The following is a 25668-nucleotide window of genomic DNA, read 5'->3' as shown; positions in this document are numbered from 1 at the left end:
AAGAAAGTTTGGCTATATTAGCCCTATCGAAAAACTAAAATCTACTTGGCCAGTTGCACTTATAACTTGAACATGGCTACTTCATAATTTAAAAAATATTCTACTTTTATGCGTAGCTTTTTTTGGGGAAGATTACAAAAAGGCAAACCTTAATTTGCCTTTTGTATTATTGTGAATGTTTTTGCACTCATTTCAAATAAAAATTTTTTCGAATAAAAATTCTATTTCCTATACTTTTTATTTCATCAGTTTTATGATTTATAGATTTTTGACAAAAATTTTCAAAAGCATGAACTATAATAGAATCTTTTTTGTAAACATACATAATAGGCTCTCGTTTTTTCTTTATTACAGTATCACCTATTTTTATATATTTACTAATTCCAATCCAAGACCTATTTTGTGTAGATAGAGTTTCTATCTTTTTTGTTTTTAAACTCAGACCTTCTATAACAACTTTTGGAAAAGACTGTTCTTTTGTTAAATTTTTTGTTACAATAATATTGCTTTCAAGATTATTAATATCATCATAAAATCTCTCACAATTATCACATGAGATAAAAAACAATATTATCATTATAAGAATCCCAAATTGGATATATTTAGAAAGGAGTATTTTCATATTTAATGTAAATCATAAATATAACAAAAAACCCTTTCTAAAAACATTCAGAAAGGGTTTAAAAAATTATTTTAAATCTGTTAGTTCGCTGTTTCAGTTTCTTCTACAGATTCTTCTTTTTGTGCATTTGGTAATTCACCTTTGAACAAGAACGAAATAATTTCTTTGTTCACTGTATCTAACATTCTTTGGAAGATATGGAAAGACTCTTGTTTGTAAACAACCAATGGATCTTTCTGCTCGTAAACTGCATTCTGAGACGTTTTACGTAAATCATCAACATCACGTAAATGCTCTTTCCAGTTATCATCGATTAAACTTAATACAACCGATTTTTCGAAATCTTTGATTAATGTTTTTCCATGAGATTCGTACGCTTCTTTCAAATCACAAACAACTGTCATTTGACGCAATCCATCTGTAAACGGCACTTGAATACGAGAGAACATATGACCTTGATTTTCGAAAACATTCGAAATAACAGGGAAAGCAGTTTCTGCAACATACTGCATACGTGCTTTGTAATCTGCAATTGCCGCGTCGTATGTGATGTTTGTTAACTCTTTTACAGATTTAGATTTAAATTCGTCTTCTGTAACAGGAGTTCCCATTGTGAAGTATTTAATTAAATCTAATTCATATTGTCCAAAGTCTTCAAAATCTTTGTTTGAACTTACAACAGAAGCAGCTACATCATAAATCATGTTTGCAATATCTACCTCCAAACGATCTCCGAATAATGCATTGTGACGACGTTTGTAAATTACTTCACGTTGTTTATTCATTACATCATCATATTCTAATAAACGCTTACGGATACCAAAGTTGTTTTCTTCTACTTTTTTCTGTGCACGTTCAATTGATTTTGTAATCATAGAGTGTTCAATTACATCTCCATCTTTGTGTCCCATACGGTCCATTAACTTTGCAATTCGTTCTGAACCGAATAAACGCATTAATGAATCTTCTAACGAAACAAAGAATTGAGAAGATCCTGGGTCTCCTTGACGACCAGCACGACCACGTAACTGACGGTCTACACGACGAGAATCGTGACGTTCTGTACCAATAATTGCTAAACCTCCAGAATCTTTTACTTCTTTTGTTAATTTAATATCGGTACCACGACCAGCCATGTTCGTTGCAATTGTTACAGCTCCTGGTTTACCAGCTTCTGTTACAATATCAGCCTCGCTTTTGTGTAATTTCGCATTTAAAACGTTGTGATTAATACCACGCAATTTTAACGCTTTTGATAATATCTCAGAAATCTCAACGTTTGTTGTACCAACTAAAACTGGACGTTTGTCATCTTGTGATAAGCGAACAATTTCCTCGATTACTGCTTTATATTTTTCACGATTTGTTTTGAAAACAATATCATTTTTATCATGACGTAAAATAGGACGGTTTGTTGGAATAGAAACAACATCTAATTTGTAAATTTCCCAAAATTCACCTGCTTCAGTTTCCGCAGTACCAGTCATACCTCCTAATTTGTTGTACATACGGAAGTAGTTTTGTAATGTAATTGTCGCAAACGTTTGTGTAGCTGCTTCAATTTTTACATTTTCTTTCGCTTCAATTGCTTGGTGTAATCCATCAGAGTAACGACGACCATCCATAATACGTCCTGTCGATTCGTCAACGATTTTTACTTCACCATCAACCACTACATATTCGATATCTTTTTCGAATAAAGTATAGGCTTTTAACAATTGACTTAATGTATGAATACGCTCCGATTTGATAGAGAAATTACGGAAGAATTCTTCTTTCATTTTAAGAATTTCTTCTTTATCTTTTCCAGAGTTTTCAATTGCTCCAATATTTGTCGAAACATCTGGTAAAATGAAAAAATTCTCGTCTTCCATTCCTTTAGACAAATACTCAATTCCTTTATCTGTTAAATCTGATTGATTTTGTTTTTCATCAATTACGAAGTATAAATGTTCATCAACTTTTGGCATTTCTCGGTTGTTATCTTGAATGAAATGCGCTTCTGTTTTTTGTAATTGAGCACGAATACCATCTTGAGATAAGAACTTAATTAATGGTTTGTATTTCGGTAAACCACGATAAACTTGGTACAATTTGAAACCACCTTCTTTTGTATCTCCTTGTTTGAATAATGTTTTCGCTTCGTTTAATGTTTTTCCTAACATCTCACGTTGCATTTGGTATAAACGATCAATTTTTGGTCGTAACACATCAAATTCGTGACGATCTCCTTGTGGTACTGGACCAGAAATAATCAATGGAGTACGAGCATCATCAATTAATACAGAATCGACCTCATCGACAATTGCAAAGTTTAACTCACGTTGCACCAATGCGTCTGGCGTGTTTGCCATATTGTCACGTAAATAGTCGAAACCAAATTCGTTATTTGTACCATAAACAATATCAGAAGCATATGCTTCGCGACGACCTGGTGAATTTGGTTGATGGTTATCAATACAATCAACAGATAATCCATGAAATGAGAAAATAGGACGCATCCACGCCATATCTCGTTTTGCTAAGTAATCATTTACAGTTACCAAGTGAACTCCACGACCTGTTAAAGCATTTAAGTAAATTGGTAAAGTTGCAACCAAGGTTTTACCTTCACCGGTTTGCATCTCTGCAATACGACCTAAGTGTAAAGCAGAACCACCAATAAACTGTACATCATAATGAGACATGTCCCATGTTACTTGACGACCAGCAGCATCCCAAGAGTTTCTCCAAATAGCAGTGTTTTCGTCTTTTAATGAAACGAAATCATGTCCACGTTGAACTAATGTTTTATCAAAATCAGAAGCAGTTACTTCTAAAGTTTCATTTTCTGTAAAACGTTTACCTGTCTCACGCATTACTGCGAAAGCTTCAGGTAAAATTTCTAATAAAATCTTTTCTTCAATTTCGTAAGCTTGTTTATTGATTTTATCAATTTCAGTATACAAGTCTTCTTTTTCTCCAAAATCTTCAGTTTCTTCTACTTTTTTCTTTAGCTCATCAATTTGAGCTTTCAGTTCTTTAGTAGCTTCTATTAATTGAGTTTTGAAACCTGTCGTTTTTTCTCTTAATTCATCTATAGTTAATGAACCAAGTGATTGACCTGCTTGATTAGCAAGGTCAACATATTTTTGTAATTCTTTTACGTCTTTTGCATTCTTATCACCTAAGAATCCTTGTAAAATTTTGTTTAAAATATTCATATTTTTCTGCGTTCTTCGTCAAAATTAGCCACAATATATTTGAGACTAATTAAGATGCAAATATACGTTAACTATGTTAGTTATAGATTATAGAATCGAAAAAAGCCCCAATTCGGGCTTTTTTATTTTAATATTCGTCCTCGTTCCAAAGGAAATCATCGTCCGTTGGATAGTCAGCCCAAATTTCTTCAATGCTTTCGTAAGAATCTCCTTCGTCCTCAATAGATTGTAGGTTTTCTACCACCTCCAAAGGTGCACCAGTACGAATTGCGTAATCGATTAATTCATCTTTAGTTGCTGGCCAAGGTGCATCACTCAAATAAGATGCTAATTCTAAAGTCCAATACATAGCTTATATTTTTTATTATTAGTAGAGATAATTAAACTCTAATTTGTTTTAAAATTCGATTTTTTGCAAATCAAATAATTTGCCAAAGTCAAACTGTCAGTCTTTATGTTAAAATTAAATTTTTTCGTTGTCTTTATTTATTTAATTTTATGCCTAAATATAACGAAAATGGACACGAATATAACAAAATTATTTGCAATAAAATATCCAATTATTCAAGGAGGTATGATTTGGAACAGTGGTTGGCGTTTAGCATCGGCTGTTAGTAATGCTGGAGGGCTTGGTTTAATAGGTGCTGGAAGCATGTATCCTGATGTTTTGCGGGAACACATAAAAAAGTGTAAAGCAGCTACTAATCATCCTTTTGGCGTAAATGTACCAATGCTTTATCCTAATATTGAAGAAATTATGCAGATAATTGTGGAAGAAGGTGTGAAAGTTGTTTTTACTTCTGCTGGAAATCCAAAAACGTGGACAGAAATTTTAAAAAAAGAAGGCATTACAGTAACGCATGTTGTCAGTAGTGCAAAATTTGCGTTAAAATCTCAAGAAGCTGGAGTGGATGCTGTCGTGGCAGAAGGTTTTGAAGCGGGTGGACATAATGGCAGAGAAGAAACAACGACTTTATGTCTTATTCCAAATGTAAAACGACAAATCGATATTCCTTTAATTGCAGCAGGAGGAATTGGTACAGGTGCTCAAATTTTGGCAGCTTTTGCTCTTGGTGCTGATGGTGTACAAATTGGATCTCGTTTTGCAGCTACGCAAGAATCGTCTGCTAATCAAGCTTTCAAGGAAGTGATTGTAAATGCAAAAGAAGGCGATACACAACTAACATTGAAAGAATTGGCACCAGTACGTTTGATTAAAAATGAATTTTATAACCAAGTGCAACAAAAATATCAACAAGGAACAACTGCGGAAGAGTTGAAAGAGCTTTTAGGTAGAGGTCGTTCTAAAAAAGGAATGTTTGAAGGTGATTTGGTAAATGGTGAATTAGAAATAGGACAAGTTTCTGCATTAATTGATTCAATTCCAACTGTACAAGAAGTTTTTGATGATTTAATCTTAGGTTTCAATCAAGCGAAAGAAAATATTTTACGATTTTAATTCCAACTATTTTATATTTTTACAAAGGGTGCCTTTACACTGCCCCTAAAAGTGTCTAACTTTTTGGGGCTGTGTATATTGGTTGAGCTTTTTAAATTAAAAAATAATTAGAAAATACTTTAAATTCATTTTATCTTGGTCAATTTCATTAATTTTGAAAAAAAGGATAGTGTATGCAAATTTTAGTAATCGAAGATGATAAGCGAATTAGCGATTTTTTAATCAAAGGACTAGAAGAAAATGGATATTTTGTTACGCTTTGTAAAGATGCAGAAACTGTTTTAGATGAATTTATTACGATTCAGTTTGATTTGATTATTTGTGACATTATGTTACCAAAAATGGATGGAATTCAGCTTGTACAAACACTTCGTTACAAGAAAATATTCACTCCAATATTGATGTTAAGCGCTTTGAATACAGTTCAAGATAAAGTATCCGCTTTAGATTATGGTGCAGATGATTACATTACAAAACCATTTCATTTCGACGAATTATTATCGCGAATCAAAGCTTTGACGCGCCGGAATCAGTTTCGTTCGCAAGAAGCTCCTGAAAATAAATTGATTTTTGATGATTTAGAAATTGATTTGGATCAATACAAAGTTTTTGTAAATAAAGAAGAAACAGAACTTTCTCCCCGAGAATTTAAGTTGTTGAATTATTTAATCGAAAATATAGATAAAACCGTTACTCGTATCCAAATTTTAAATGCGGTTTGGGGAATAACATTCGATAATCACACCAATGTTGTGGATGTTTACATTTCGTATTTGCGTAATAAAATAGAGAAAAATGGTACGAAATATATTCACACGGTAAAAGGCGTTGGTTATATGTTTAAAGCCTAACTTATGAAATTAAAACACCGATTAGCACTTTATTCAGTCGTTATTTTCAGTATCATTATTCTGATTGTTTCTACAATTATTTACTTTTCTTTTTATACCGAAATGGAGAAAAAAGAGATCAAATCATTGCAGAATAAGACACTTTTGGCTTCTATTTATTATTTAGAAAAGGACGAATTACCTGTTTTAGAACATAATAATATCAAAAGTCAATTAGAGAAGACGATTTCCCGAAAAAATATTTTAATTGTTGATCATAACAACAAAAAATACAATGGAAATATGTCTTCTAATAAAGATATTTCAACCAATTTTATAGAAAATATTCGTGCCAATAAATCCGATTTTTTTACAAGTAAAGATTTCTTTTATAACGGAATTTTTTATCATGATAACGAAGGTGATTTTGTTGTAATCACGCGTGAATCTAAACAAGAATTTAACGAACAAATGCAATCGTTACTTCAAATTTTGATTTCGGTTTCATTGGTTGGGTTGATTTTTATTTATCTATTTTCTAATTTTTTAGGAATAATTGCTTATGAGCCGATCACAAAAATTATTGAACAAATAAAAGAGCGTGATGCGAAGAATTTTACAGAACCTTTAAAGCTTAATAAATCGTATGCAGAAATTGAGGATTTAATCAAAACCTACAATCACTTTATTGATCGAATGGCGCAAACTTTTAATGTACAAAAGAATTTTATTGATTATGTTTCGCACGAGTTACGAACGCCAATTACTGCATTATTAGTGACTTTAGAGGTGATAAATCATAAAAAAAGAACGCTCGAAGAATACGAAGACGTAATTGTACAGCTTAAACAATATACGAATGATTTACAAGAAACGTTAGACCAAATGATGTTACTTTCGGGAGCAAAAACGAGTTTTGAATTTAGTCAAATTCGGATTGATGAAGTAGTTTGGCAAGTGATTGAAAATGCTATTTTGTATCATCAAGCACGTATAAATGTGGATTTACAAGTCGAAAATAATCAATTGTTAACCATTCAAGGAAATGAAAAATTATTAGAAGTTGCGTTGAATAATTTAGTAAGTAACGCGATAAAATATTCGAACAATCAACCGATTTTAGTACAGTTTTTGGAAATTAATCATCGTTTACAAATTCATATTTCCGATTTAGGAATTGGTATTTTAGAAACCGATATCAAACAAATTAAACAAAACTTTTTTCGAGGAAAAAATACGCAAGATTTTCAAGGAAAAGGCATTGGACTTTCGATGGCGAATATTATTTTTACACTTCATCAAATTGATATCGAAATTGTTCCGAATAAACCTAAAGGAACGATTGTTAAACTCATTTTCTAATCTACTTTTAATCTAACTTAAAACTCACCTTAATCTTACACTTTTACTTTTGAATTTTCAAAAAGAGTAGAAGTGAAGAAGATCTATTATACAGCAATTCCAATTGTTCTTGCGATACAAACACAGGCGCAAAACATAACGTTGGACAATTTAGAAGCAGCGTTTTTACAAAAAAATTATGCGCTTATTGCGAATAAATTCAATGTAGACAGAATTGATGCTGAAATTATTCAGGAGAAATTATGGCAAAATCCAACGTTGAGTATTTCTGAGGTTAATCTTTGGAAAACTTATAATGTAGAAGAACAGCCTTATTTATTCGGTAAATACGGGAAAAATCAACAAATTTCTGTCGAATTAGAGCAATTAATTGAAACCGCTGGTAAACGAAAAAAGCGTGTTGCGATTAAAGAATTAGAGAAGAGTTCTGCACTTTTTGAGTATGAGGAATTATTGCGTGAGCTGAAAAAAGAATTAAGACAAACATATTTTTCGTTAGCGCGTATTCAATCTGAAAAGAAAGAATTGCAAAATAGCGTTGATTTGTTTGAACAAATGATGACGCAATATCAGCGACAAGCAGATTTAAAAAATGTTCCGAAAGCAGATTTTTACAGACTTCAAACCGAATTAATAGGTTTACAAAAAGATCAAATTGAGCTAGAAAATCAAGAAATTGAATACATCAATAAACTTCGATTGTTAACGCAAAACTCAGATTTAAATGTAAATGAAATCGATTTTTCAAGATTCAATTCTCACTCCAAATCAATTCCATTTAATGCTAAACAATTAGCGAAAGAGCAAAATATAGCGTTAAAAAAACAAGAGAATGAAATCAATTTAGCTGAAAAACAATTGATTTTAGAAAAAGCACAACGTACACCAGATTTGGCTTTTCAAGTAAATTATGATCGAGGTGGAAATATTATGCGCGATTTTATTGGTGTTGGTGTAAGTATTGATTTACCGATTTTCAATACGAATAAAGGAAACATCAAAGCTTCTGAAATTTTACTGAATCAACAACAAATTACGAAAAATGCGCTACATTCTGAGTTAGATATTTCGATCGATCGACTTCAAAATCAAATTAGTCAATTGGATAAAGCACTTATTCAGTGGAAAAAATTGAATAATCAAGAACAATTAACCATGATTGACAATTATAAAAAACATCTCCAAAATAAACAAATCACTTTACTAGAATTTATTGATTTTACGCAGGCTTATCGAGAATCTCAACAAGCTTATTTTGATTTGTTAGAGAATTATCAAAACACATTCGAAGAATTAAATTATATCGTTGGACAAGATTTATAAGATGATGAAAAAAACTTTATATTTTTTAGCTGCTTTTACCTTGTTTTTAAGTAGTTGTAACAAACAAGAACCCCAGAAAGAAGCGGTAAAAGAAGACAAATTTTGTTTGAACGAACAACTGAAAAAATCAACTGAAATTGTAGCTGTTTTAGAGCAGCCGATTCACGAACAATTAACCTTGTCAGGAAAAATTGAATACAACGAAAATGATTTGGTTGGTTTTAAAAGTTTGCTGCAAGGAGTGGTAGATAAAGTGAATTTTGAATTAGGCGATTATGTTCGTCAAGGTCAAGTTTTGGCAGTTGTAAAATCGAACGAAGTACTGGATTTGGTGCAGCAAAAGCGTTATCATCAAAATCAAATGGATTTGATTCGAAAACAAATCAAGTCGAAAAAAGAATTATTGAATGATGGAATGGCTTCTCAGCCCGAAGTTACAGAGGCAGAACACGAATTACAATCAGCGCAAATTGAAATTGATAAAATCAATGCTACCTTGAAGATATATCGTGCAGTTGGCAATGGTCAATTCCAGATTTTATCACCTAAAAATGGTTATATCGTTCAGAAAAACATGAGCGTTGGTCAATCTATTACTTCAGATTCAGATGAAAATCTTTTTTCTATTTCAAATTTAAAACAGGTTTGGGTAATGGTAAATATTTACGCAAATAATCTGCAATATGTAAAAAAAGGTGATGCTGTAAAAGTGAAATCTATGGCGTATCCTGATCGAATTTATGTTGGAAAAATTGATAAAATATACAATGTGTTTGATGAAAATGAACACGTTTTGAAAGCGCGTGTTGTGTTAGAAAATCAAGATTTGAACTTGATGCCAGGTTTGAGTGCAGATATTATTATCGATAAACAAAATATTATTGGAAATGCATTTGCGATACCAAACAAAGCCAAAGTTTTTGAGAACAACAAGGAATATGTGGTGGTATATAAAAATGATTGTACAATGGAAAACCGAAAAATTACGACGATTGGTCAGAATGAAGAATTCACATTTGTTAGCGAAAAGTTTGCTCCAAATGAGAAAGTTATTTCTCGAAACGCTCTAATGATATTTGAGGAATTAAATAAATAATAAATGAAAAAGTTAGTACAATCAGTCGTAACTTTTTCGTTACGAAATACAACCTTTGTTTTATTTGCTGTATTTGCATTACTCTTTGTAGGTATATTTTCTTTAAAACACACACCAATAGAGGCATTTCCAGATGTAACAAATACTAGAGCTCGTATTATAACACAATGGCCAGGAAGAAGTGCTGAGGAAATGGAAAAATTGGTGACTCTACCAGTTTCAAAAGTAATGAATAGTATTCCGCATAAATCAAATATTCGTTCTATTTCTCTTTTCGGATTATCTGTTGTTACTGTTCAGTTTGAAGATGGTGTAGATGATTTTTATGCACAACAATACGTATCGAATAAATTAAGTGGAGTTGATTTACCAGAAGGAGCTGATGCGGATATTGAACCACCTTCTGGTGCTACGGGAGAGATTTTTCGTTATGTGATCAAAAGTGATTTACCGATTAAGGAAGTTACAGCGATACAAGATTGGGTAATTGAGCGTGAATTACTTTCTGTATCTGGAGTTGCAGATGTTGTAAGTTTTGGTGGAGAAGAAAAAACATATGAAATTAAAATCAATCCGACAGAATTAAAAAATTATAATTTATCGCCTTTAGATGTTTACGAAGCAGTTTCTAAATCAAATATAAATGTAGGTGGAGATGTTATTCAGCAAGGAGATCAAGCTTATGTAGTTCGTGGTGTTGGTTTGTTAGATAAGATGGAGGATATAGGAAATATTACTGTTGCTCTAAATGGTTCTACACCAATTCTTATCAAAAATGTAGCAGATGTTGTTGTTTCAAATAAACCTAGATTAGGACAAGTTGGTTATAATGAAAATGATGATATGGTACAAGGTATCGTTATTATGCTACGAGGAGAAAATCCATCTGAAGTCATTGGAAATCTGAAAGCAAAGATTGAAGAATTAAATACAAGAACTTTACCAGATAATGTAAAAATTGAAACAGTTGTAGATCGTACCAAATTGGTTGATAATACAGTACATACGGTTTCTAAAAATATCATTGAAGGTATTTTATTAGTATCATTAATTGTTTTTGTTTTTTTATATAATTGGAAATCAACATTTATTGTAGCTTCGGTTATACCGCTTTCGTTTTTGTTCGCAATTATTATGTTGAAAATACAAGGATTACCAGCGAATTTAATTTCAATGGGATCATTGGATTTTGGATTGTTGTTAGAAGGAACTTTGGTAATTGTGGAAACAGTTTTTGTTGCTTTAGCAACCATGCAACATAAAGTAGGAGCAGAACGTTTCGCAAAAATGAGTAAAATGGGCGTTATAAAGAAAAGTGCTGGAAGTGTAGCTTCTTATATTTTCTTTGCCTTACTTATTCTTATTGTTGCTTTATTACCGATATTTTCATTCCAAAAAGTGGAAGGTAAAATGTTCTCTCCTTTAGCATTTACATTGGGATACGCATTATTAGGATCTTTAATATTAAGTCTAACTTATGTTCCTGCAATGTGTAAGTTGCTTTTTAAGAAAAATATGGAGGAGAAAGAGAACTTTATTACTCGATTTTTTCAGAAAACTATTTTCGGATTATATGAAACAGCATTTCGTTATAAAAAAGCAACAATAGGAATTTTTTTAGGGATTTTAGCTCTTTGTTTGTTTAAGTTCTCACATTATGGATCAGAATTTCTTCCGAAATTGAATGAAGGAGCAATTTACATTCGTGCAACTTTACCAAATAGTGTCAATTTACAAGAATCAACTCGATTAACAAAAGAGATGAAAGAGTTGATGCAGAAAGATTGTGATGAAATTGATTTTATTTTAACACAAACAGGTCGTCCAAATGATGGAACTGATCCAACAGGATTTTTCAATATTGAATTTAATATTCAATTAAAAGATGAAAAAGATTGGAAACGCAAGGTTTCAAAAGAAGAGATTATTCAAGAGATGCGAGATAAACTGAATCATTATCCTGGAATTGTATTTGGATTTTCGCAACCCATTCAAGATAATGTTGAAGAATATGTAGCAGGTGTAAAAAGTTCATTAGTTATTAAGATTTTTGGTGATGATTTGTATGATTTAGAAAAATATGCAAATAAGGTAGCTTTATCTATCGAAAAAGTAAATGGGATAACGGATATCAATGTTTACAAAAATATTGGATTACCTGAACTTAGAATAGAATTGAGTGATACAAAAATGGCGAAATATGGTATTAGTACAGCGGATGTTCAGGCAGTAATTGAAATGACAATTGGTGGACAAGCAGCTACTAAGTTTTATGAAAATGATAGACAGTTTGATGTTATTCTTCGTTTTCAGGAAGCTTATAGAGATACTCCTGAGAAAATTGGAAATATCTTGATTCCGTCAAGTAACGGGAACAATGTCCCTTTGCAGGAAATAGCTACAATTGGTTATCAAACAGGACCTGCTTTTATTTATCGAGAAGGAAATAGTCGTTATATCGGTGTAGGATTTAGTATAGAAGGTCGTGATTTAGGAAGTACAATCGATGAAGCGAAGAAAGTAGTGGCCAAAGAAGTTAAATTACCGAAAGAAAATTACATAGAATGGGCTGGTGAATTCGAAAGTAAAGAGCGCGCAGCAAAACAATTAGCAATGGTTGTTCCGATTTCGTTAGTTTTGATTTTATTATTACTGTACACTAATTTCGGAAATGTAAAAGACACAGCGATAGCTGCATTAACACTGCCTTTTGCTTTTATTGGAGGATTTATTTCGCTTTGGATAACAGGAACTATTTTTGGTATATCTGCGGGAATAGGTTTTATTATTCTTTTTGGAGTAGCAACAATTGATGGTATTGTTCTAATTGGTGTTATTCGAGATAATTTAAAACATAAAATGCAATTAAAAGAAGCAATAGTTAATGGTGTTAAAAGTAGAATACGCCCTGTTGTGATGATTGCGCTTATGGGATCGATGGGATTATTACCAGCAGCACTTTCTACCGGAATGGGATCAGAAATTCAAAAGCCTTTGGCAATTATGATTGTAGGAGGATTAATCATTTGTTTAATCCTATCCTTTACAATTCTTCCAGTTGTATTTTATTATGCATACAGAAAAGAATATCAACAGAAATTCCTGAAATAATTTGTAGTTGTTTATTTTATTAAAAGAAATAGCGAGCATTAGCTCGCTATTTTAGTATTTATAATTTCTTCTGAATAATTATCCTTCAAAAAATTCTGCTACATAGCGTTCTGCATCTAAAGCTGCACCACAACCAGCACCTGCTGCTGTAATTGCTTGTCTGTAAACAGAATCTTGTACATCACCCGCAGCAAAAACTCCAGGTATATTTGTTTTGTACGAACGATCTTGCGTAATTAAATAACCCGTTTCGTCCATATCCAATTTACCAACAAATAAATCTGTATTTGGTTTATGTCCAATTGCGATAAAAACACCATCTACAATTAATTCTTTTTCTTCATTCGTTACATTGTTGATAATTTTAGCTTTCTCAACAACATTATTTCCATCAAGACCAATTAATTCGTGGTTGTATAAAACCTCTAAATTTTGTGTATTAGCTACACGATCTTGCATCGCTTTAGAAGCGCGCATTTCGTCTTTACGAACCAATAAATAGACTTTATTACAAAGTTTTGATAAGTATGTAGCTTCCTCAGCAGCAGTATCACCACCACCAACTACAGCAACATCTTTTCCACGGTAGAAGAAACCATCACAAGTAGCACAAGCCGAAACTCCGCTACCAGCATACTTTGTTTCATCATCTAATCCTAAATATTTTGCAGTTGCACCAGTAGAAATAATGATAGAACGTGTTTGATACTCAGCTGTATTTGTTTTTACATGGTGGATATCACCTTCTTTTTCTCCAAAAGTTACTTCCGTTACATATTCATATTTAATCTCAGTTCCAAAACGCTCTGCTTGTTTTTGTAAATCAGCCATCAATTCTGGTCCAGTTACTGCTTCAGGATAACCCGGGAAATTTTCAACATCGGTTGTTGTTGTTAATTGACCACCAGGCTCCATTCCTGTTAAAATTAACGGATTCATATTAGCGCGAGCCGCATAAATCCCTGCAGTATAACCAGCTGGTCCCGATCCTATAATGATGACTTCTCTTACGTTATTTTCCATTGTGAGTTTTATTTTTTACAAATTTAGTTATTCTAATTTTACTTTTAGTATAAGATTATTTCTTAAAATTATAGATGCATAATTTTATACACTAATTCAATCAACAATTGGCTTGGCGTTACATTTCCTGTTGTGCCAACACCTTTACCTTTCAAGTCATATTCGCGAATAAAAGAAATAATTCTCGTTGCTTTTTTTAACGGATAATTATTTGCTGCCGTCATCATTCCTTGTACAAAATAAGGGTTAATACCTAAAACTTTTGCCAGATTTTGTTTCGATTTATCCGCTGTTACATGGATTTGAATGATATTCGTAAACAAATTGAAAATTGTTGTGATAGAAACCACATACGGATTATCTTTTGGATTTTTTTCGAAATACTTGATAATTTTAAATGCTTTCTCGATATTTTTCGTTTCGATTGCATTTCGTAATTCAAATACATTATAATCCTTGCTAATCCCAATATGTTCTTCGATATGTTTGGGTGTAATCGTTTTATCAGCACCAACTATTGTAAATAATTTTTCTAATTCATTGTTCAAACGAGATAAATCGGCACCAACATATTCGGTCAATAGAAACTTTGCTTTTGGTTCAATTTTAAATTGATTGGTAGTTACTTTTTGTTCTATCCAAGCAGGAATTTCGCTTTCATAAATCTTTTTAAATTCAAAATAAAACCCTTTTTCATTCAGAATCTTGTAGATTTTTTTACGTTTGTCTAATGTATTTCCTTTGTAATTGATGATTAAAATTGTTGAATCTTGAACTTGATTTGCATACATTTCCAATTGATCAATCGAACGACTCAAATGTTGAGCTTCTTTTACAATAACAACCGATTTTTCCGCACCCATTGGGTATTGACGCGCCATTCCAATTAATTGTCCAATTTCTACATCTTGTCCATAAACAATTGTTTGATTAAATCCTTTTTCTTCTTCAGGTAAAATAGTTTCTTCTAACAAATCAGTTACCTGATTGATGAAAAACGGTTCATCGCCCGCTAAGAAGTAAATCGGTTTATAGTGTTTGTTTTTTATATCTTTGATCAAAGATTCTACAGGACTCATACAATGACTGAATTAGTACAATTAAATTTTTCCGAAAAATACCAAATAAGATTGAAACAAGCCCAAGATAAATTGTATATCTTTTGTTTGATTCGAAAAAAATGGTTGGTCTATACACCCGAAGAATGGGTTAGGCAACACGTTCTGAATTATTTAATCTACGATTTAGGTTATTCAACTTCTGCGATTGCCTTAGAAGTTCCTATTGATATCACAGGAATGCGAAAACGTGCAGATATTGTAGTTTATCAACAAGAAAAACCTTGGATTATGGTGGAATGTAAAGCGCCTCATATACCAATTTCGCAAGCAACTTTTGATCAAATAGCACGTTACAATATTGTGTTAGGTTCTCAATTATTGATGGTTACAAATGGGTTGAATCATTTTTATTGCATGATGGATTTTGAAAATAAACGGTATAATTTTTTGAAAGAGTTGCCGAAAAAATGTTAATTTGCTAATTCGGTAATGAGTTGATGTGAAAATAATATGATTTGAAAAAGATTTTTTTATTACTTGTAATTTTTAATATAAATTGTTCTAAGCAAAATAATAAACTTACTGAACAAGTTTTTAAGTACGATGATGCTTCTTGGCATTATGGAAATGATTATCCAAAAGATTTAACTCAGGAAAATGCTTCTACGCATATCGGAATGTATTTAAAATGGTGTATTCATCATAATTTAATTTCTTCTGAATTGATTGAAGATACAAAAGATGGTATTGATGATGTGAAGAGCAATAGAATTACTGGAGCTACTTTTCTTATTAAATATTCTGACGGAAAATTTTTAGATTCTGATTTAAATGAAATTGGTAAGAATTTTACAAAAGATTATTATGAAAATGATTCTAAATTTTCTAAGATGTATGGTTCATATTTGGATGATTATACAAATCTATTTCAAAAGATTATTGATAATAAATCTGTTTACCATGTTGAAGACTCAGAGCTAAATTATTTGCTAATAAAAGAAAAGATTGATAAAAAGTTCGAAATTTGGAAAAATTTTGAATCAAAATAACAAAATCCACTCAAACGAGTGGATTTCACATTTCTAAAAATCTTATCTAAAAAAAATTAGTGAGAGATGTTTAATTGGAAAACAGCTTCCAAATCATCATTAGAATTAAGAGACACACCTAAATCTTTTACTAAACCAGAACTAACTCCATAAACCCAACCGTGCACATGTAAATCTTGACCTTTTGCCCATGCATTTTGTACAATTGACGTTTTTGCTAAATTAAGAACTTGTTCAGCAGCATTAATTTCGACTAAGCGATCACATTTTGTGTTCTCATCTGTAATGGCATCCAATTCTGCTTTATTGAAACGATAAGTATCTTTGATGTGACGTAACCAATTGTCAATTAATCCAACGGAAGCATTTCCCATTGCTGTTTTTACACCACCACATCCATAGTGTCCGCATACAATAATATCTTTTATTTTTAAGACATTTACAGCATAATCTAACACAGAAAGCATATTCATATCTGTGTGAACAACCATGTTGGCAATGTTACGATGCACAAATACTTCACCAGGTTGCGCACCAATAATTTCGTTGGCTGGAACTCGGCTATCAGCACAACCAATCCACAAAAGAGGAGGTTGTTGACCTTGAGCCAATTTGGTGAAAAAATCGGGGTCTAAATTTAATTTTGATTCAACCCATGCTTTGTTATTATCTAATATTTGTTTGTAATATTCGTTTGTCATTTTATATTGTTTTGTTTTTATTTTTTTTAATGTGCTCCAGCGACTAATACGTAACCAAAAAATTCTCTAAAAGAGGGAGGATTATCGACAGTTCCACGTTCAGAAATTAATCGGATATTAATGTTATTATTTTTAGCTTTTACCTTAAATTCATCAAAATATTCGATGATATCATAATCTAATATTCGAGTTTTACGGACATCTAATTCTAAGTTAGATCCAGGTTTCAATCCATCTAATTCTTTTACAATTGCTCCGCGGTTAACAAAAGTTACTTCTTCAGCAAAATTCATATGAAAAATGTTTCCTTCTTTTACTAACATCACATGCGAATTATTATACGATTTGATCAATGAAACGACAACACCAACAATTAAACCGATGATAATTCCTTTCAGCAAATCTGTTGCAAGAATAGCAATCACTGTAACAGCGAATGGAATTAATTGATCTTTTCCTAATTTTTTCATGTCCAAAAATTGTTTTGGATTACCTAATTTATATCCAATAACCAATAGGATAGAAGCTAATACAGCATTCGGAATTAAATTTAGAAAAATTGGAATAGATATTACACTTACTAATAATAAAATTCCATGTGTAATTGTCGATAATTTTGTAAGACCGCCACTCATCGCATTGGCAGAGGAACGAACAATTACTTGTGTGACGGGTAAACCTCCAATTAATCCAGATAAAGAATTTCCAATTCCTTGAGAAATTAATTCGTGATTAGTAGGCGTTTGACGTTTTAATGGATCTAATTTATCAGTTGCCTCAACAGAAAGCAAAGACTCTAACGAAGCCACAATGGCAATTGTAAAGGCTGTTTGCCAAACTAACGGATTCGTTAATCCATTCGCAAAATCAGGTGTCGTAAATTGAGCAAAGAAGTCTGTGATACTTTCTGGAATAGGAACTTTTACCAATAGATTATGATCGATAGAGAATACTTCGTGATTGGTGTCTCCAATCGTAATTTGATATAAAATTCCAATTAAAACCGCTACTAACGATCCTGGTAATAATTTGAAAAAGTTAGACTTTTTGCCTAAGATATTATCCCAAACGATCAAGATAAATAGAGAAATTATGGTGATAATAATCGCTCCTGGTGTAGCATTCGAAAAACTGAATTCGCTAAACGAAAAATTCCCTTGATACCCGAAAGCTAACGGAATTTGTTTTAAGAAAATAGAAATACCAATGGCACATAACATTCCTTTGATCACTGAAGAAGGAAAGTAATACCCAATAACACCAGCTTTTATAATGCCTAAAAGTATCTGAAATATACCAGCAATTACAACTGCAACTAAGAATAATTCATAAGCACCTAAATCGGTAATTGCATTTAAAACAATAACGACTAAACCTGCTGCTGGTCCAGAAACTCCGATTTGTGATTTTGAAATTAAGCCTACTACAATTCCTCCAATAATTCCAGCAATAATCCCAGAAAATAAAGGCGCACCACTGGCCAAAGCAACACCTAAACATAATGGCAATGCAACGAAAAAGATAACAATACTCGCTGGTATGTCCTTTTTCCAATTTTGAAAAATGTTCATAATGATATAAAATGAATAATTTATTATTTTTAAAAATGATATGAATATTGCTGTTCTATTTCCAATAATTGGAAGAGAATGAAGCAAATAATCTGTAAAAAAAAATTAAATTAATTCAGGAGGTGGTGTTGTAACTCTATTGTTCAAAGATGAATAAAGTTTTGAATGATGAAAGTCTATAAAAGAATTTTCTTTTGATTTGAAAAATGTAAACAAATTGATCTCATGAAAATAATGTATTTTTTCGGTAATTTCTTTCGAAGACGTATGATGATTTTCTTCTTCTGTCGAAGTTTGTGAAAAAAGTGCTTTCGTTGCGTCGTTTGTAGAATTTTCACAAGCGTTTTGCTCTAATTTTATCTGATAATCTAAGTACCCAGCAATACCTTGCATGTTCGTGCTGAACACCAAAATAAGCGTAAAAAAAATTCCAATGATATGTTTGATCAGATTGTCTTTCATGACGCAACAAAAATATATTTTAATTTTTAATTACAAAATATCTAAAGAAATTATTAATAAATATTTATCATTTTATTTTATATCGCTTTATTATATTTATTGATTAAAAATATATAGAGATACAAAATTGATATCATAAATCATTTTTAATCATTCATATTAGGGGTAAATTTGCAAAAATTTAAATTTTGAAAAAGTATATAAGTGTAATGTTTTTAGTAGCTTTGGTGGCGACTACTTTTGGACAAGGAAAACATAATAAAGGAAAATTTTATGTTTATTGGGGTTGGAATCATGCGCAATACACAAAATCAGATATTCAATTCAAAGGAAATGGATACGATTTTACATTAGACAATGTAGTGGCACATGACCGTCAAACTTCTTTTGGAATTAAGTATTTCAATCCAACATCAATGACAATTCCTCAGTATAATTTCCGTTTAGGATACTTTGTTACAGATAATTGGAACATCTCTTTTGGTATTGATCACATGAAATATGTAATGGATCAAGATCAAATGGTTAACATGAATGGATCGATTAATACTGGTTCTGAATTTGATGGAAATTATAATAATGTCAATCAAAAATTAACAGAAGATTTCTTAACATTTGAGCACACAGATGGATTAAATTATGCGAACTTAGAAATTCGTCGTTTTGATAATATTCAGCATTTTCCAATTACTAAAAATGGAAAAGGAATAGATGTTAACGTAACTGCTGGTTTGGGTGCAGGTATTTTATACCCACGTTCTAATGTGAAATTAATGAGTAACGAACGTTACGATGAGTTTCATTTAGCTGGTTTTGCAACAGCAGCAATGGTCGGAATTAACTTTACTTTCTGGGATTATTTCTTTATACAAGCAGAAATGAAAGGAGGTTATGCTAATATGAATGATATTCGTACAACTGCCAATAAATCGGATAAAGCAAAACAAGATTTTTTCTTCTCACAACAAAACTTAGTTTTTGGAGCGATTATCCCAGTTTTTACTCATAAAAATAAGTTAAACTTTTAATTAAAGGATTAAATATAAAATATATAGCTTAATTTCAAACATCGATTAGACGATTTGAAAAAATTATTAGCGGAGACATCATTTGTATACATTTTGTATTGAATGATGTCTTTTTTTATGGGGAATATTTACCTTTCTCAATAAAGAATTGTTATTTTTACAAGGAAATTGAATAAAATTAACATGAATAGATTTTCTATATTAGTCGCAAGTATTTTAATGACGACGACAGCAATGGGACAAAAAGTGATGACGCCAGAATTGCTATGGCAAGTAAAAAAAGTTTCTCCAGTTGGAGTAACAAAAGATCAAAAAAATCTTATTTACAAAGTAACATCTACAGATGTTAAAACACAAGAAGACACGTCAAAAACATATATGATTTCATTAGCAGGTGGTAAAGCTTCAGAAATTGAAGACTACAAAACACTATTGGCTGATGTTTCATTAAATAAATCTCAACAATACAAAGCTGAAACAGAAAAGGTTAAATTACAAAAGGTTTTTGGGTCAGATTATTATCCAGAAATGGACAAATCAAATGTGCAGATTTACAATGAGTTAAATTATAGACATTGGGATACATGGAACGATGGTCATTTTGAACATTTATTTGTGTCAGAAAATAAAGAAAATGCAACAAAGATTGATGTTTTAAAAGATGAACCGTATTCAGTTTCTGAATTTGTTTGGGCACCAGATGGGACAAAAGTGTTGTATGTTTCTAAAAAGAAATTTGGTACTGATTATGCGTTGAGCACAAACACAGATATCTTTCAATACGATTTAACAACAAAGAAAACGACCAATATCACAGAAGGAAAAATGGGGTATGACAATACACCAAGCTTCTCGTCTCAAGGAGATTTCGCTTTTTTGAGTATGGCGCGTGATGGTTACGAAGCGGATAAAAATGATTTAATTGTTCGTCGTGGTGATCTTGAACTAAATATTACAAAACATTGGGACGGAACTGTACAAAATTACAAATGGAGTAATGATGGTACAAAAATATATTTCAATGCACCAGTTGGAGGAACTGTTCAATTATTTGAAGTTGATGTCAACTTCAAAATGAAAAAGATGCCTTTCATAAAGCAAATTACAAAAGGTGATTTTGATATAGCAGATATTAAAGAAGTTGTAGGGAATAAGGCTGTCGTAACAAAAACAGATATCAATCATGCAGCAGAAATATATGTAGTTGATCTTAAATCTGGATCGTTAACACAATTGACAAACGAAAACAAAGACATTTTTGATAACATTGCGTTGAGTGATGTAAAAGCAAGAACGATCAAAACGACAGACGGAAAAGATATGCATGCTTGGGTAATTTATCCACCAAATTTTGACCCAAACAAAAAATACCCAACTTTATTATATTGTCAAGGAGGTCCACAATCTGCTTTAACTCAGTTCTATTCTCCTCGTTGGAATTTTCAATTAATGGCTGCTCAAGGTTATATCGTGATTGCGCCTAATCGTAGAGGAATGCCAGGACATGGAGTAGAATGGAACGAGCAAATTTCGAAAGATTGGGGTGGGCAAGTAATGGATGATTATTTAGCAGCAATTGATGATATTTCGAAAGAACCATATGTTGATAAAGATCGTCGTGGAGCTGTTGGTGCATCTTACGGAGGATATTCTGTTTATTATTTAGCAGGAATTCACGAAGGTCGTTTCAAATCATTTATTTCGCATAATGGTGTGTTCGATTTGAAATCAATGTACGGAACAACAGAAGAAATTTTCTTTACAAACTGGGATGCCGGTGGTGCTTGGTGGGAAACGAACAATAAAGCTGCACAAAAAACATATACTAAATTTGATCCAAGCAGTACCGAATTAGTCAATAAATGGAATACACCAATGTTAATTTATGTTGGAGGACACGATTACCGTGTACCAATGGGACAAGGACAAGAGGCATATCAAATTTTACAATTGAAAGGAATTAAATCTCGTTTTATTTATTTCCCTGAAGAAAATCACTGGGTGTTAAAACCACAAAATTCAATCATTTGGCATACAGAATTTTTCAAATGGTTAAAAGAAACGTTATAATTCAATTATAAACATATTAAATAATTTAAAAGTGCAATTTCTATAGAAATTGCACTTTTTTATTTGTTTGAAAATCAATGACAATATTCAATAAGTAATCCAATTATTTTTTAAAATTTTGCAGAATAGAATAATCGTTGTAAATTCAAAAACAGAAGTCAAACCCCAATTTATGAGTAAGGAAAATAACAAAATATACTTTTCAAATAGCCCATTTACAAACGGACACAAAGTAATAGATTTTGTTTGGAGTGCTCGCCTTGATGAAAATTTTGATCTATGGATGGATCTTCATTTAGAATCTGATAATTACGATCAAGAAGAGGAATATAAAGACGATTTAGATGAAATAGACGATATCTCGCAAGAAAATGTTACAAAACAACTTTGGATCAATTATGATCATGCCATTATTTCGAGCACATATTGGAACAATAAGGGAATTAAGATAGAGAATAATGAGCAATTAGATTTTAATCAGCTCAATAATAAAGTATTCGAAATTGATCCACTTCCGATTAATCTTGATGAACCAGAAAAATTAGCCTTTGGTGTTTCGATGTTAGGGAATGATACCGTTGCACAACACGAAATTACATTTTTAGATACAGAAGAATTTGGTGTTTTTGATATCAAATGGAAAGGAAAAATTGCCAATACACATTTAGGAGAAACTGATTTCGACTATGATTTTTATGTGTACATGAAGAACATAAAATTCAATGGAATTAAAGTACATCCATCTCTTGAAAAAAATAAAGTTGTTGAGTTTTTTACATCTCAATTAGCGCATTATAATGACTTTGAATTGGTTGACACAGATGAGTTAGAGTTAGAAAATTATATTTTAAAGTTAAGAAAGCAAGAAGATTAATTTTTATGATCAACCAAATTATCAAAAACGATGAAGAAGAGGCTCCTCAATTTCTCAATGAAATTCAATCTTTTGGCTATCTAATTGGTATCCATAAAAAAACGAGTGAAATTGAGTTTGCTTCTCAAAATATAACCGAAGTTTTTGAAATTTCTCCTAATCAAATTTTAGGGAAAAATATCGCTGAATTATACAATTTCGAAATCAACTTTAATGACGTTTTAGCACTCGAAAAAGGTGAGTTTTATCGTTCTCATATAGAAATTAATTCAGAAAAGTATGATGTAACCACTTTTTATACAAACGACTATATTTATATTGAGTTAGAAAACTTACAAACTTTAGAAAATAGATTAGATTTTTATAAATATTCTGAAAAGATTCTTTATGCAAAATCGACCGAATTAACTTGGGACAACTTAATTCTGTCAATTAAAAACCTGACAGGTTATGACCGTGTAATGTTGTACCAATTCCTTGAAGATGGAAGCGGAATTGTGATTAACGAAAAAAAGGACGATGATTTAAGTTCGTATTTGGGATTACACTTCCCAGAGTTTGATTTTTCTGATCAGATGAAAGAATTGTATTTAGAGAAGAAAAGTCGAATGGTTTCAGATGTAAATGGACCGCAGATTAAAATATTGAGCGCAAAAAATAAAAAAATTGATTTGAAATATTCATCTGTTCGAGCACTTTCACCCGAACATATCAAGTATCTTCGAAATTCGGATTGCTCTGCAAGTTTTTCAGTTTCTGTAATTATGAATGAAAAATTGTGGGGAATTGTTATTTGTCAGAATACAGAGCCAAAATATATACCCAATCAAATTCGTTTGCAAAGTGAGTTGTTGACGCGTTTAGGTAGATTGACGTATGTCAATTTTAAGTCAAATGAGCGATTAAAATTTCAAAATCAATTTAATGAAATTGCTATAAAGCTTAAAGAAAATCTTTTGACAGAGGAAAATATAGAAAATTCAATCAATACTTATTTAACTCAAGTTCTTCATTTAACCCAAGCCGATGGAATAGCTTTGGTTAATTTTGGGAAGGTGTATTACGAAGGTGAAACTCCAGAAATTGAAGAGATTTTGAAAATAAGAGATTGGGCAATGTATAATCATCCGACTCAATTATTTTCATCAAATTCTTTTTATGTTGATTATGGAAAAGAGTTAAATATAAGTGTAAAAGCCGCCGGTGTAATGTGTGGTTTTTTGGGACAAGGATTTAAGCATTTTGTGATTTGGTTTAAAAAAGAACAATTGCAAAAATTAAATTGGGTAGGGAACTCAAATCAAACCGACAAAATTGTTGTGATAGATGATAAAGAAGTGGTGTATTCATCTTCTAAATCATCGTTCAAAATTTTGCAACAAGAAATTAAACATAAATCGTTTATTTGGTTAGAAAAAGAGAAATATGTTGCAAAAGAAGTCGTGAAATTAATTATTGAAACACTTCATTTACAATCCTTCAAAATTCATAGTTTATACGAACAGTTGAAAGAAATAAATGATGAATTAGATGCGTTTACTTATACTGTTTCTCACGATTTGCGCACACCTTTATCTGTCATGAAATTAAATTGTCAAATGCTTCAACGAAGTTTAAAAGACGATGAAATAAAGAATGATCGATTACAAAACGTAGTGAAAGAAATTGATCGAATGGCAGAAATGATGCAGGATTTATTGGCTTTGAGTAAGGCTAAAAAATCCGAAATTGAATTATCTAACATTCAGACAAAACCAATTATTGAGAAGATTGTGCGTGATGTATTATTGTATTACAAATCAACAAATGCAGAAGTAGTAGTAGAACATATCAATAATGTATTAGCAGATAAAACAATGTTTTATGAAGTTTTTTTGAACATCATTGGTAATGCGGTAAAATATTCATCGTTAGAATCACATCCAAAAATTAATATTTCATCAGAAATAGCTGGTGAACATGTCGTTTTTCAAGTAAAAGACAACGGAATTGGAATAAAAGATGAAGATCATGAAAAGATGTTTCAATTGTTTAGTCGAATGTCAAATACTGGAAATATTTCGGGAAATGGAGTTGGATTGGCGATTGCACATCGTATGATGAATAGAATGGATGGAGATATATCTTTTGAAAGTAAAATAGGGGAAGGAACAACTTTTGTATTAACGTTTAAAAAATGTACGGATGTTATCTGATTATTTAAAGAAAAAAACAGCAAATTATCACGCAGAAATTGAGCAAAAATTAGAATCTCACAAATTATTTAATGGCACATTTACAGATAAAAATTATTTTAAAATGTTGCAGGTTAACCACGTTTTTCTGAAATCGTATGAAGATTCGATTAAACATTTATTGAATGATAAGGATATAGAAAATTTGGCTTTAACAAAATTGAATAAATTGCCTTTAATCGAAAAAGATTTACAAGAATTAGGTATAAATGAATTACAAGTAAATAAGCAATTTGAGTTAAAAAATAGAGCAGAAGCTATCGGAGCACTTTATGTAATCGAAGGATCGATGCTTGGAGGGAATGTGATTGCAAAAACACTAAAAAAATACCCTTTTTTAGAACATAAAAGCTTTAATTATTTTGGACATTATGGTGAAAATCTTGGTTCAATCTGGAAAACTTTTATTGCTTACATTGACCAAGAATTTACAACAGAAAATGAGCAACAACAAGTTTTTGAAGGTGCAAAAAAAGCATACGAAGATCTGATTAGCTTTGCATAAATATAATTCTGTAACGTCCTGAAAAAATGATACAGGATTAGACCAATAAAATTTTATTTTAAACAGTACATATATTCGTATTTG

The 25668-nt window shown here is 31.3% G+C and carries 21 protein-coding genes; 13 read left to right on the top strand and 8 right to left on the bottom strand.

Going from position 1 to position 25668, the window contains the following annotated elements; all coding sequences use genetic code 11:
* Nucleotides 1-187: 187 nt before the first annotated feature.
* The 3 genes from HX088_RS11805 to HX088_RS11795 all read right to left on the bottom strand — a co-directional run bounded on the left by HX088_RS11805 (nt 188) and on the right by HX088_RS11795 (nt 4174).
* The gene (locus HX088_RS11805; protein WP_286484262.1) at nt 188-622 is read right to left on the bottom strand and encodes a hypothetical protein; all 435 of its coding nucleotides are present in this window, start codon (nt 620-622) and stop codon (nt 188-190) included.
* 80 nt (nt 623-702) lie between these two features.
* Entirely contained in the window at nt 703-3825 is a 3123-nt protein-coding gene (secA, locus tag HX088_RS11800; protein WP_260542588.1) for a preprotein translocase subunit SecA, read from the bottom strand.
* A gap of 127 nt (nt 3826-3952) precedes the next feature.
* Nucleotides 3953-4174 (bottom strand): DUF2795 domain-containing protein, encoded by a 222-nt coding sequence (locus HX088_RS11795; RefSeq protein WP_019976296.1) that lies wholly within the window; start codon nt 4172-4174, stop codon nt 3953-3955.
* Between the two features lie 168 nt (nt 4175-4342).
* Between HX088_RS11795 and HX088_RS11790 the strand changes: the two genes are divergently transcribed.
* The 6 genes from HX088_RS11790 (at nt 4343) to HX088_RS11765 (ending at nt 13006) form a co-directional block, all read left to right on the top strand.
* On the top strand, nt 4343-5284 hold the full coding sequence (locus HX088_RS11790) for an NAD(P)H-dependent flavin oxidoreductase (protein ID WP_286484261.1): 942 nt from the start codon (nt 4343-4345) through the stop codon (nt 5282-5284).
* Between the two features lie 173 nt (nt 5285-5457).
* Nucleotides 5458-6135, top strand: a complete 678-nt coding sequence (locus HX088_RS11785; protein ID WP_286484260.1) for a response regulator transcription factor — start codon at nt 5458-5460, stop codon at nt 6133-6135.
* A gap of 3 nt (nt 6136-6138) precedes the next feature.
* Complete coding sequence (locus tag HX088_RS11780; RefSeq protein WP_286484259.1) at nt 6139-7476, top strand: sensor histidine kinase; 1338 nt, start codon at nt 6139-6141, stop codon at nt 7474-7476.
* A 72-nt stretch (nt 7477-7548) separates the two neighbouring features.
* A complete protein-coding gene (locus HX088_RS11775) occupies nt 7549-8799 on the top strand; it encodes a TolC family protein (protein ID WP_284583438.1) in 1251 nt (416 codons plus the stop codon).
* A gap of 4 nt (nt 8800-8803) precedes the next feature.
* The gene (locus tag HX088_RS11770; RefSeq protein WP_286484257.1) at nt 8804-9895 is read left to right on the top strand and encodes an efflux RND transporter periplasmic adaptor subunit; all 1092 of its coding nucleotides are present in this window, start codon (nt 8804-8806) and stop codon (nt 9893-9895) included.
* A 3-nt stretch (nt 9896-9898) separates the two neighbouring features.
* On the top strand, nt 9899-13006 hold the full coding sequence (locus HX088_RS11765) for an efflux RND transporter permease subunit (protein WP_260542600.1): 3108 nt from the start codon (nt 9899-9901) through the stop codon (nt 13004-13006).
* A 78-nt stretch (nt 13007-13084) separates the two neighbouring features.
* Here HX088_RS11765 and trxB read toward each other — a convergent pair whose 3' ends face one another.
* Together trxB and holA are read right to left on the bottom strand one after the other, a co-directional pair.
* Nucleotides 13085-14029 carry a thioredoxin-disulfide reductase gene (gene trxB, locus HX088_RS11760; protein ID WP_171622304.1) on the bottom strand — a complete coding sequence of 315 codons (945 nt, stop codon included), beginning with the start codon at nt 14027-14029 and terminating at the stop codon, nt 13085-13087.
* Between the two features lie 68 nt (nt 14030-14097).
* Nucleotides 14098-15108, bottom strand: coding sequence for a DNA polymerase III subunit delta (holA, locus tag HX088_RS11755; protein WP_286484255.1), 1011 nt, complete (start codon nt 15106-15108; stop codon nt 14098-14100).
* Nucleotides 15109-15111: 3 nt separating this feature from the next.
* Here holA and HX088_RS11750 point away from each other — a divergent pair, with 3 nt between their 5' ends.
* The gene (locus tag HX088_RS11750) at nt 15112-15564 is read left to right on the top strand and encodes a type I restriction enzyme HsdR N-terminal domain-containing protein (RefSeq protein ID WP_225539425.1); all 453 of its coding nucleotides are present in this window, start codon (nt 15112-15114) and stop codon (nt 15562-15564) included.
* Nucleotides 15565-15605: 41 nt separating this feature from the next.
* Complete coding sequence (locus HX088_RS11745; RefSeq protein WP_225541802.1) at nt 15606-16139, top strand: DUF7832 domain-containing protein; 534 nt, start codon at nt 15606-15608, stop codon at nt 16137-16139.
* A 56-nt stretch (nt 16140-16195) separates the two neighbouring features.
* Here the strand turns inward: HX088_RS11745 and can are convergent, their stop codons facing one another.
* The 3 genes from can to HX088_RS11730 form a co-directional block, all read right to left on the bottom strand.
* Nucleotides 16196-16840 carry a carbonate dehydratase gene (can, locus tag HX088_RS11740; RefSeq protein WP_171622307.1) on the bottom strand — a complete coding sequence of 215 codons (645 nt, stop codon included), beginning with the start codon at nt 16838-16840 and terminating at the stop codon, nt 16196-16198.
* Nucleotides 16841-16866: 26 nt separating this feature from the next.
* Complete coding sequence (locus HX088_RS11735; protein ID WP_286484254.1) at nt 16867-18411, bottom strand: SulP family inorganic anion transporter; 1545 nt, start codon at nt 18409-18411, stop codon at nt 16867-16869.
* A gap of 105 nt (nt 18412-18516) precedes the next feature.
* On the bottom strand, nt 18517-18873 hold the full coding sequence (locus tag HX088_RS11730) for a hypothetical protein (protein WP_171622308.1): 357 nt from the start codon (nt 18871-18873) through the stop codon (nt 18517-18519).
* Nucleotides 18874-19082: 209 nt separating this feature from the next.
* On the opposite strand from HX088_RS11730, the gene HX088_RS11725 reads away from it, so the two are divergent.
* From HX088_RS11725 to HX088_RS11705, 5 genes are all read left to right on the top strand, one after another.
* Nucleotides 19083-19901, top strand: coding sequence for a hypothetical protein (locus HX088_RS11725; RefSeq protein ID WP_171622358.1), 819 nt, complete (start codon nt 19083-19085; stop codon nt 19899-19901).
* Nucleotides 19902-20084: 183 nt separating this feature from the next.
* Nucleotides 20085-21971, top strand: coding sequence for a S9 family peptidase (locus tag HX088_RS11720; RefSeq protein ID WP_225532427.1), 1887 nt, complete (start codon nt 20085-20087; stop codon nt 21969-21971).
* 172 nt (nt 21972-22143) lie between these two features.
* Nucleotides 22144-22845 carry a hypothetical protein gene (locus tag HX088_RS11715; RefSeq protein ID WP_188319875.1) on the top strand — a complete coding sequence of 234 codons (702 nt, stop codon included), beginning with the start codon at nt 22144-22146 and terminating at the stop codon, nt 22843-22845.
* A 5-nt stretch (nt 22846-22850) separates the two neighbouring features.
* Entirely contained in the window at nt 22851-25040 is a 2190-nt protein-coding gene (locus HX088_RS11710; protein ID WP_260542616.1) for an ATP-binding protein, read from the top strand.
* Nucleotides 25030-25584, top strand: coding sequence for a biliverdin-producing heme oxygenase (locus HX088_RS11705; protein WP_260542618.1), 555 nt, complete (start codon nt 25030-25032; stop codon nt 25582-25584). The genes HX088_RS11710 and HX088_RS11705 overlap by 11 nt, the downstream gene beginning before the upstream one ends.
* Nucleotides 25585-25668 lie beyond the last annotated feature (84 nt).

Origin of the sequence: Empedobacter sp. 225-1 (assembly GCF_030328185.1) — a bacterium.
Lineage (GTDB): Bacteria > Bacteroidota > Bacteroidia > Flavobacteriales > Weeksellaceae > Empedobacter > Empedobacter stercoris.
This window is presented reverse-complemented; position numbering and strand designations above follow the sequence as displayed.

What these genes read in the sequence shown, in the direction of transcription:
- HX088_RS11795 (WP_019976296.1), bottom strand. Translation starts at nt 4,174, where the DNA reads ATGTATTGGACTTTAGAATTAGCATCTTATTTGAGTGATGCACCTTGG.
- HX088_RS11725 (WP_171622358.1), top strand. Translation starts at nt 19,083, where the DNA reads ATGTTTTTAGTAGCTTTGGTGGCGACTACTTTTGGACAAGGAAAACAT.
- HX088_RS11705 (WP_260542618.1), top strand. Translation starts at nt 25,030, where the DNA reads ATGTTATCTGATTATTTAAAGAAAAAAACAGCAAATTATCACGCAGAA.
- HX088_RS11750 (WP_225539425.1), top strand. Translation starts at nt 15,112, where the DNA reads ATGACTGAATTAGTACAATTAAATTTTTCCGAAAAATACCAAATAAGA.
- HX088_RS11710 (WP_260542616.1), top strand. Translation starts at nt 22,851, where the DNA reads ATGATCAACCAAATTATCAAAAACGATGAAGAAGAGGCTCCTCAATTT.
- can (WP_171622307.1), bottom strand. Translation starts at nt 16,840, where the DNA reads ATGACAAACGAATATTACAAACAAATATTAGATAATAACAAAGCATGG.
- HX088_RS11720 (WP_225532427.1), top strand. Translation starts at nt 20,085, where the DNA reads ATGAATAGATTTTCTATATTAGTCGCAAGTATTTTAATGACGACGACA.
- HX088_RS11770 (WP_286484257.1), top strand. Translation starts at nt 8,804, where the DNA reads ATGAAAAAAACTTTATATTTTTTAGCTGCTTTTACCTTGTTTTTAAGT.
- HX088_RS11790 (WP_286484261.1), top strand. Translation starts at nt 4,343, where the DNA reads ATGGACACGAATATAACAAAATTATTTGCAATAAAATATCCAATTATT.
- HX088_RS11715 (WP_188319875.1), top strand. Translation starts at nt 22,144, where the DNA reads ATGAGTAAGGAAAATAACAAAATATACTTTTCAAATAGCCCATTTACA.
- secA (WP_260542588.1), bottom strand. Translation starts at nt 3,825, where the DNA reads ATGAATATTTTAAACAAAATTTTACAAGGATTCTTAGGTGATAAGAAT.
- trxB (WP_171622304.1), bottom strand. Translation starts at nt 14,029, where the DNA reads ATGGAAAATAACGTAAGAGAAGTCATCATTATAGGATCGGGACCAGCT.
- HX088_RS11730 (WP_171622308.1), bottom strand. Translation starts at nt 18,873, where the DNA reads ATGAAAGACAATCTGATCAAACATATCATTGGAATTTTTTTTACGCTT.
- HX088_RS11735 (WP_286484254.1), bottom strand. Translation starts at nt 18,411, where the DNA reads ATGAACATTTTTCAAAATTGGAAAAAGGACATACCAGCGAGTATTGTT.
- holA (WP_286484255.1), bottom strand. Translation starts at nt 15,108, where the DNA reads ATGAGTCCTGTAGAATCTTTGATCAAAGATATAAAAAACAAACACTAT.
- HX088_RS11805 (WP_286484262.1), bottom strand. Translation starts at nt 622, where the DNA reads ATGAAAATACTCCTTTCTAAATATATCCAATTTGGGATTCTTATAATG.
- HX088_RS11780 (WP_286484259.1), top strand. Translation starts at nt 6,139, where the DNA reads ATGAAATTAAAACACCGATTAGCACTTTATTCAGTCGTTATTTTCAGT.
- HX088_RS11785 (WP_286484260.1), top strand. Translation starts at nt 5,458, where the DNA reads ATGCAAATTTTAGTAATCGAAGATGATAAGCGAATTAGCGATTTTTTA.
- HX088_RS11765 (WP_260542600.1), top strand. Translation starts at nt 9,899, where the DNA reads ATGAAAAAGTTAGTACAATCAGTCGTAACTTTTTCGTTACGAAATACA.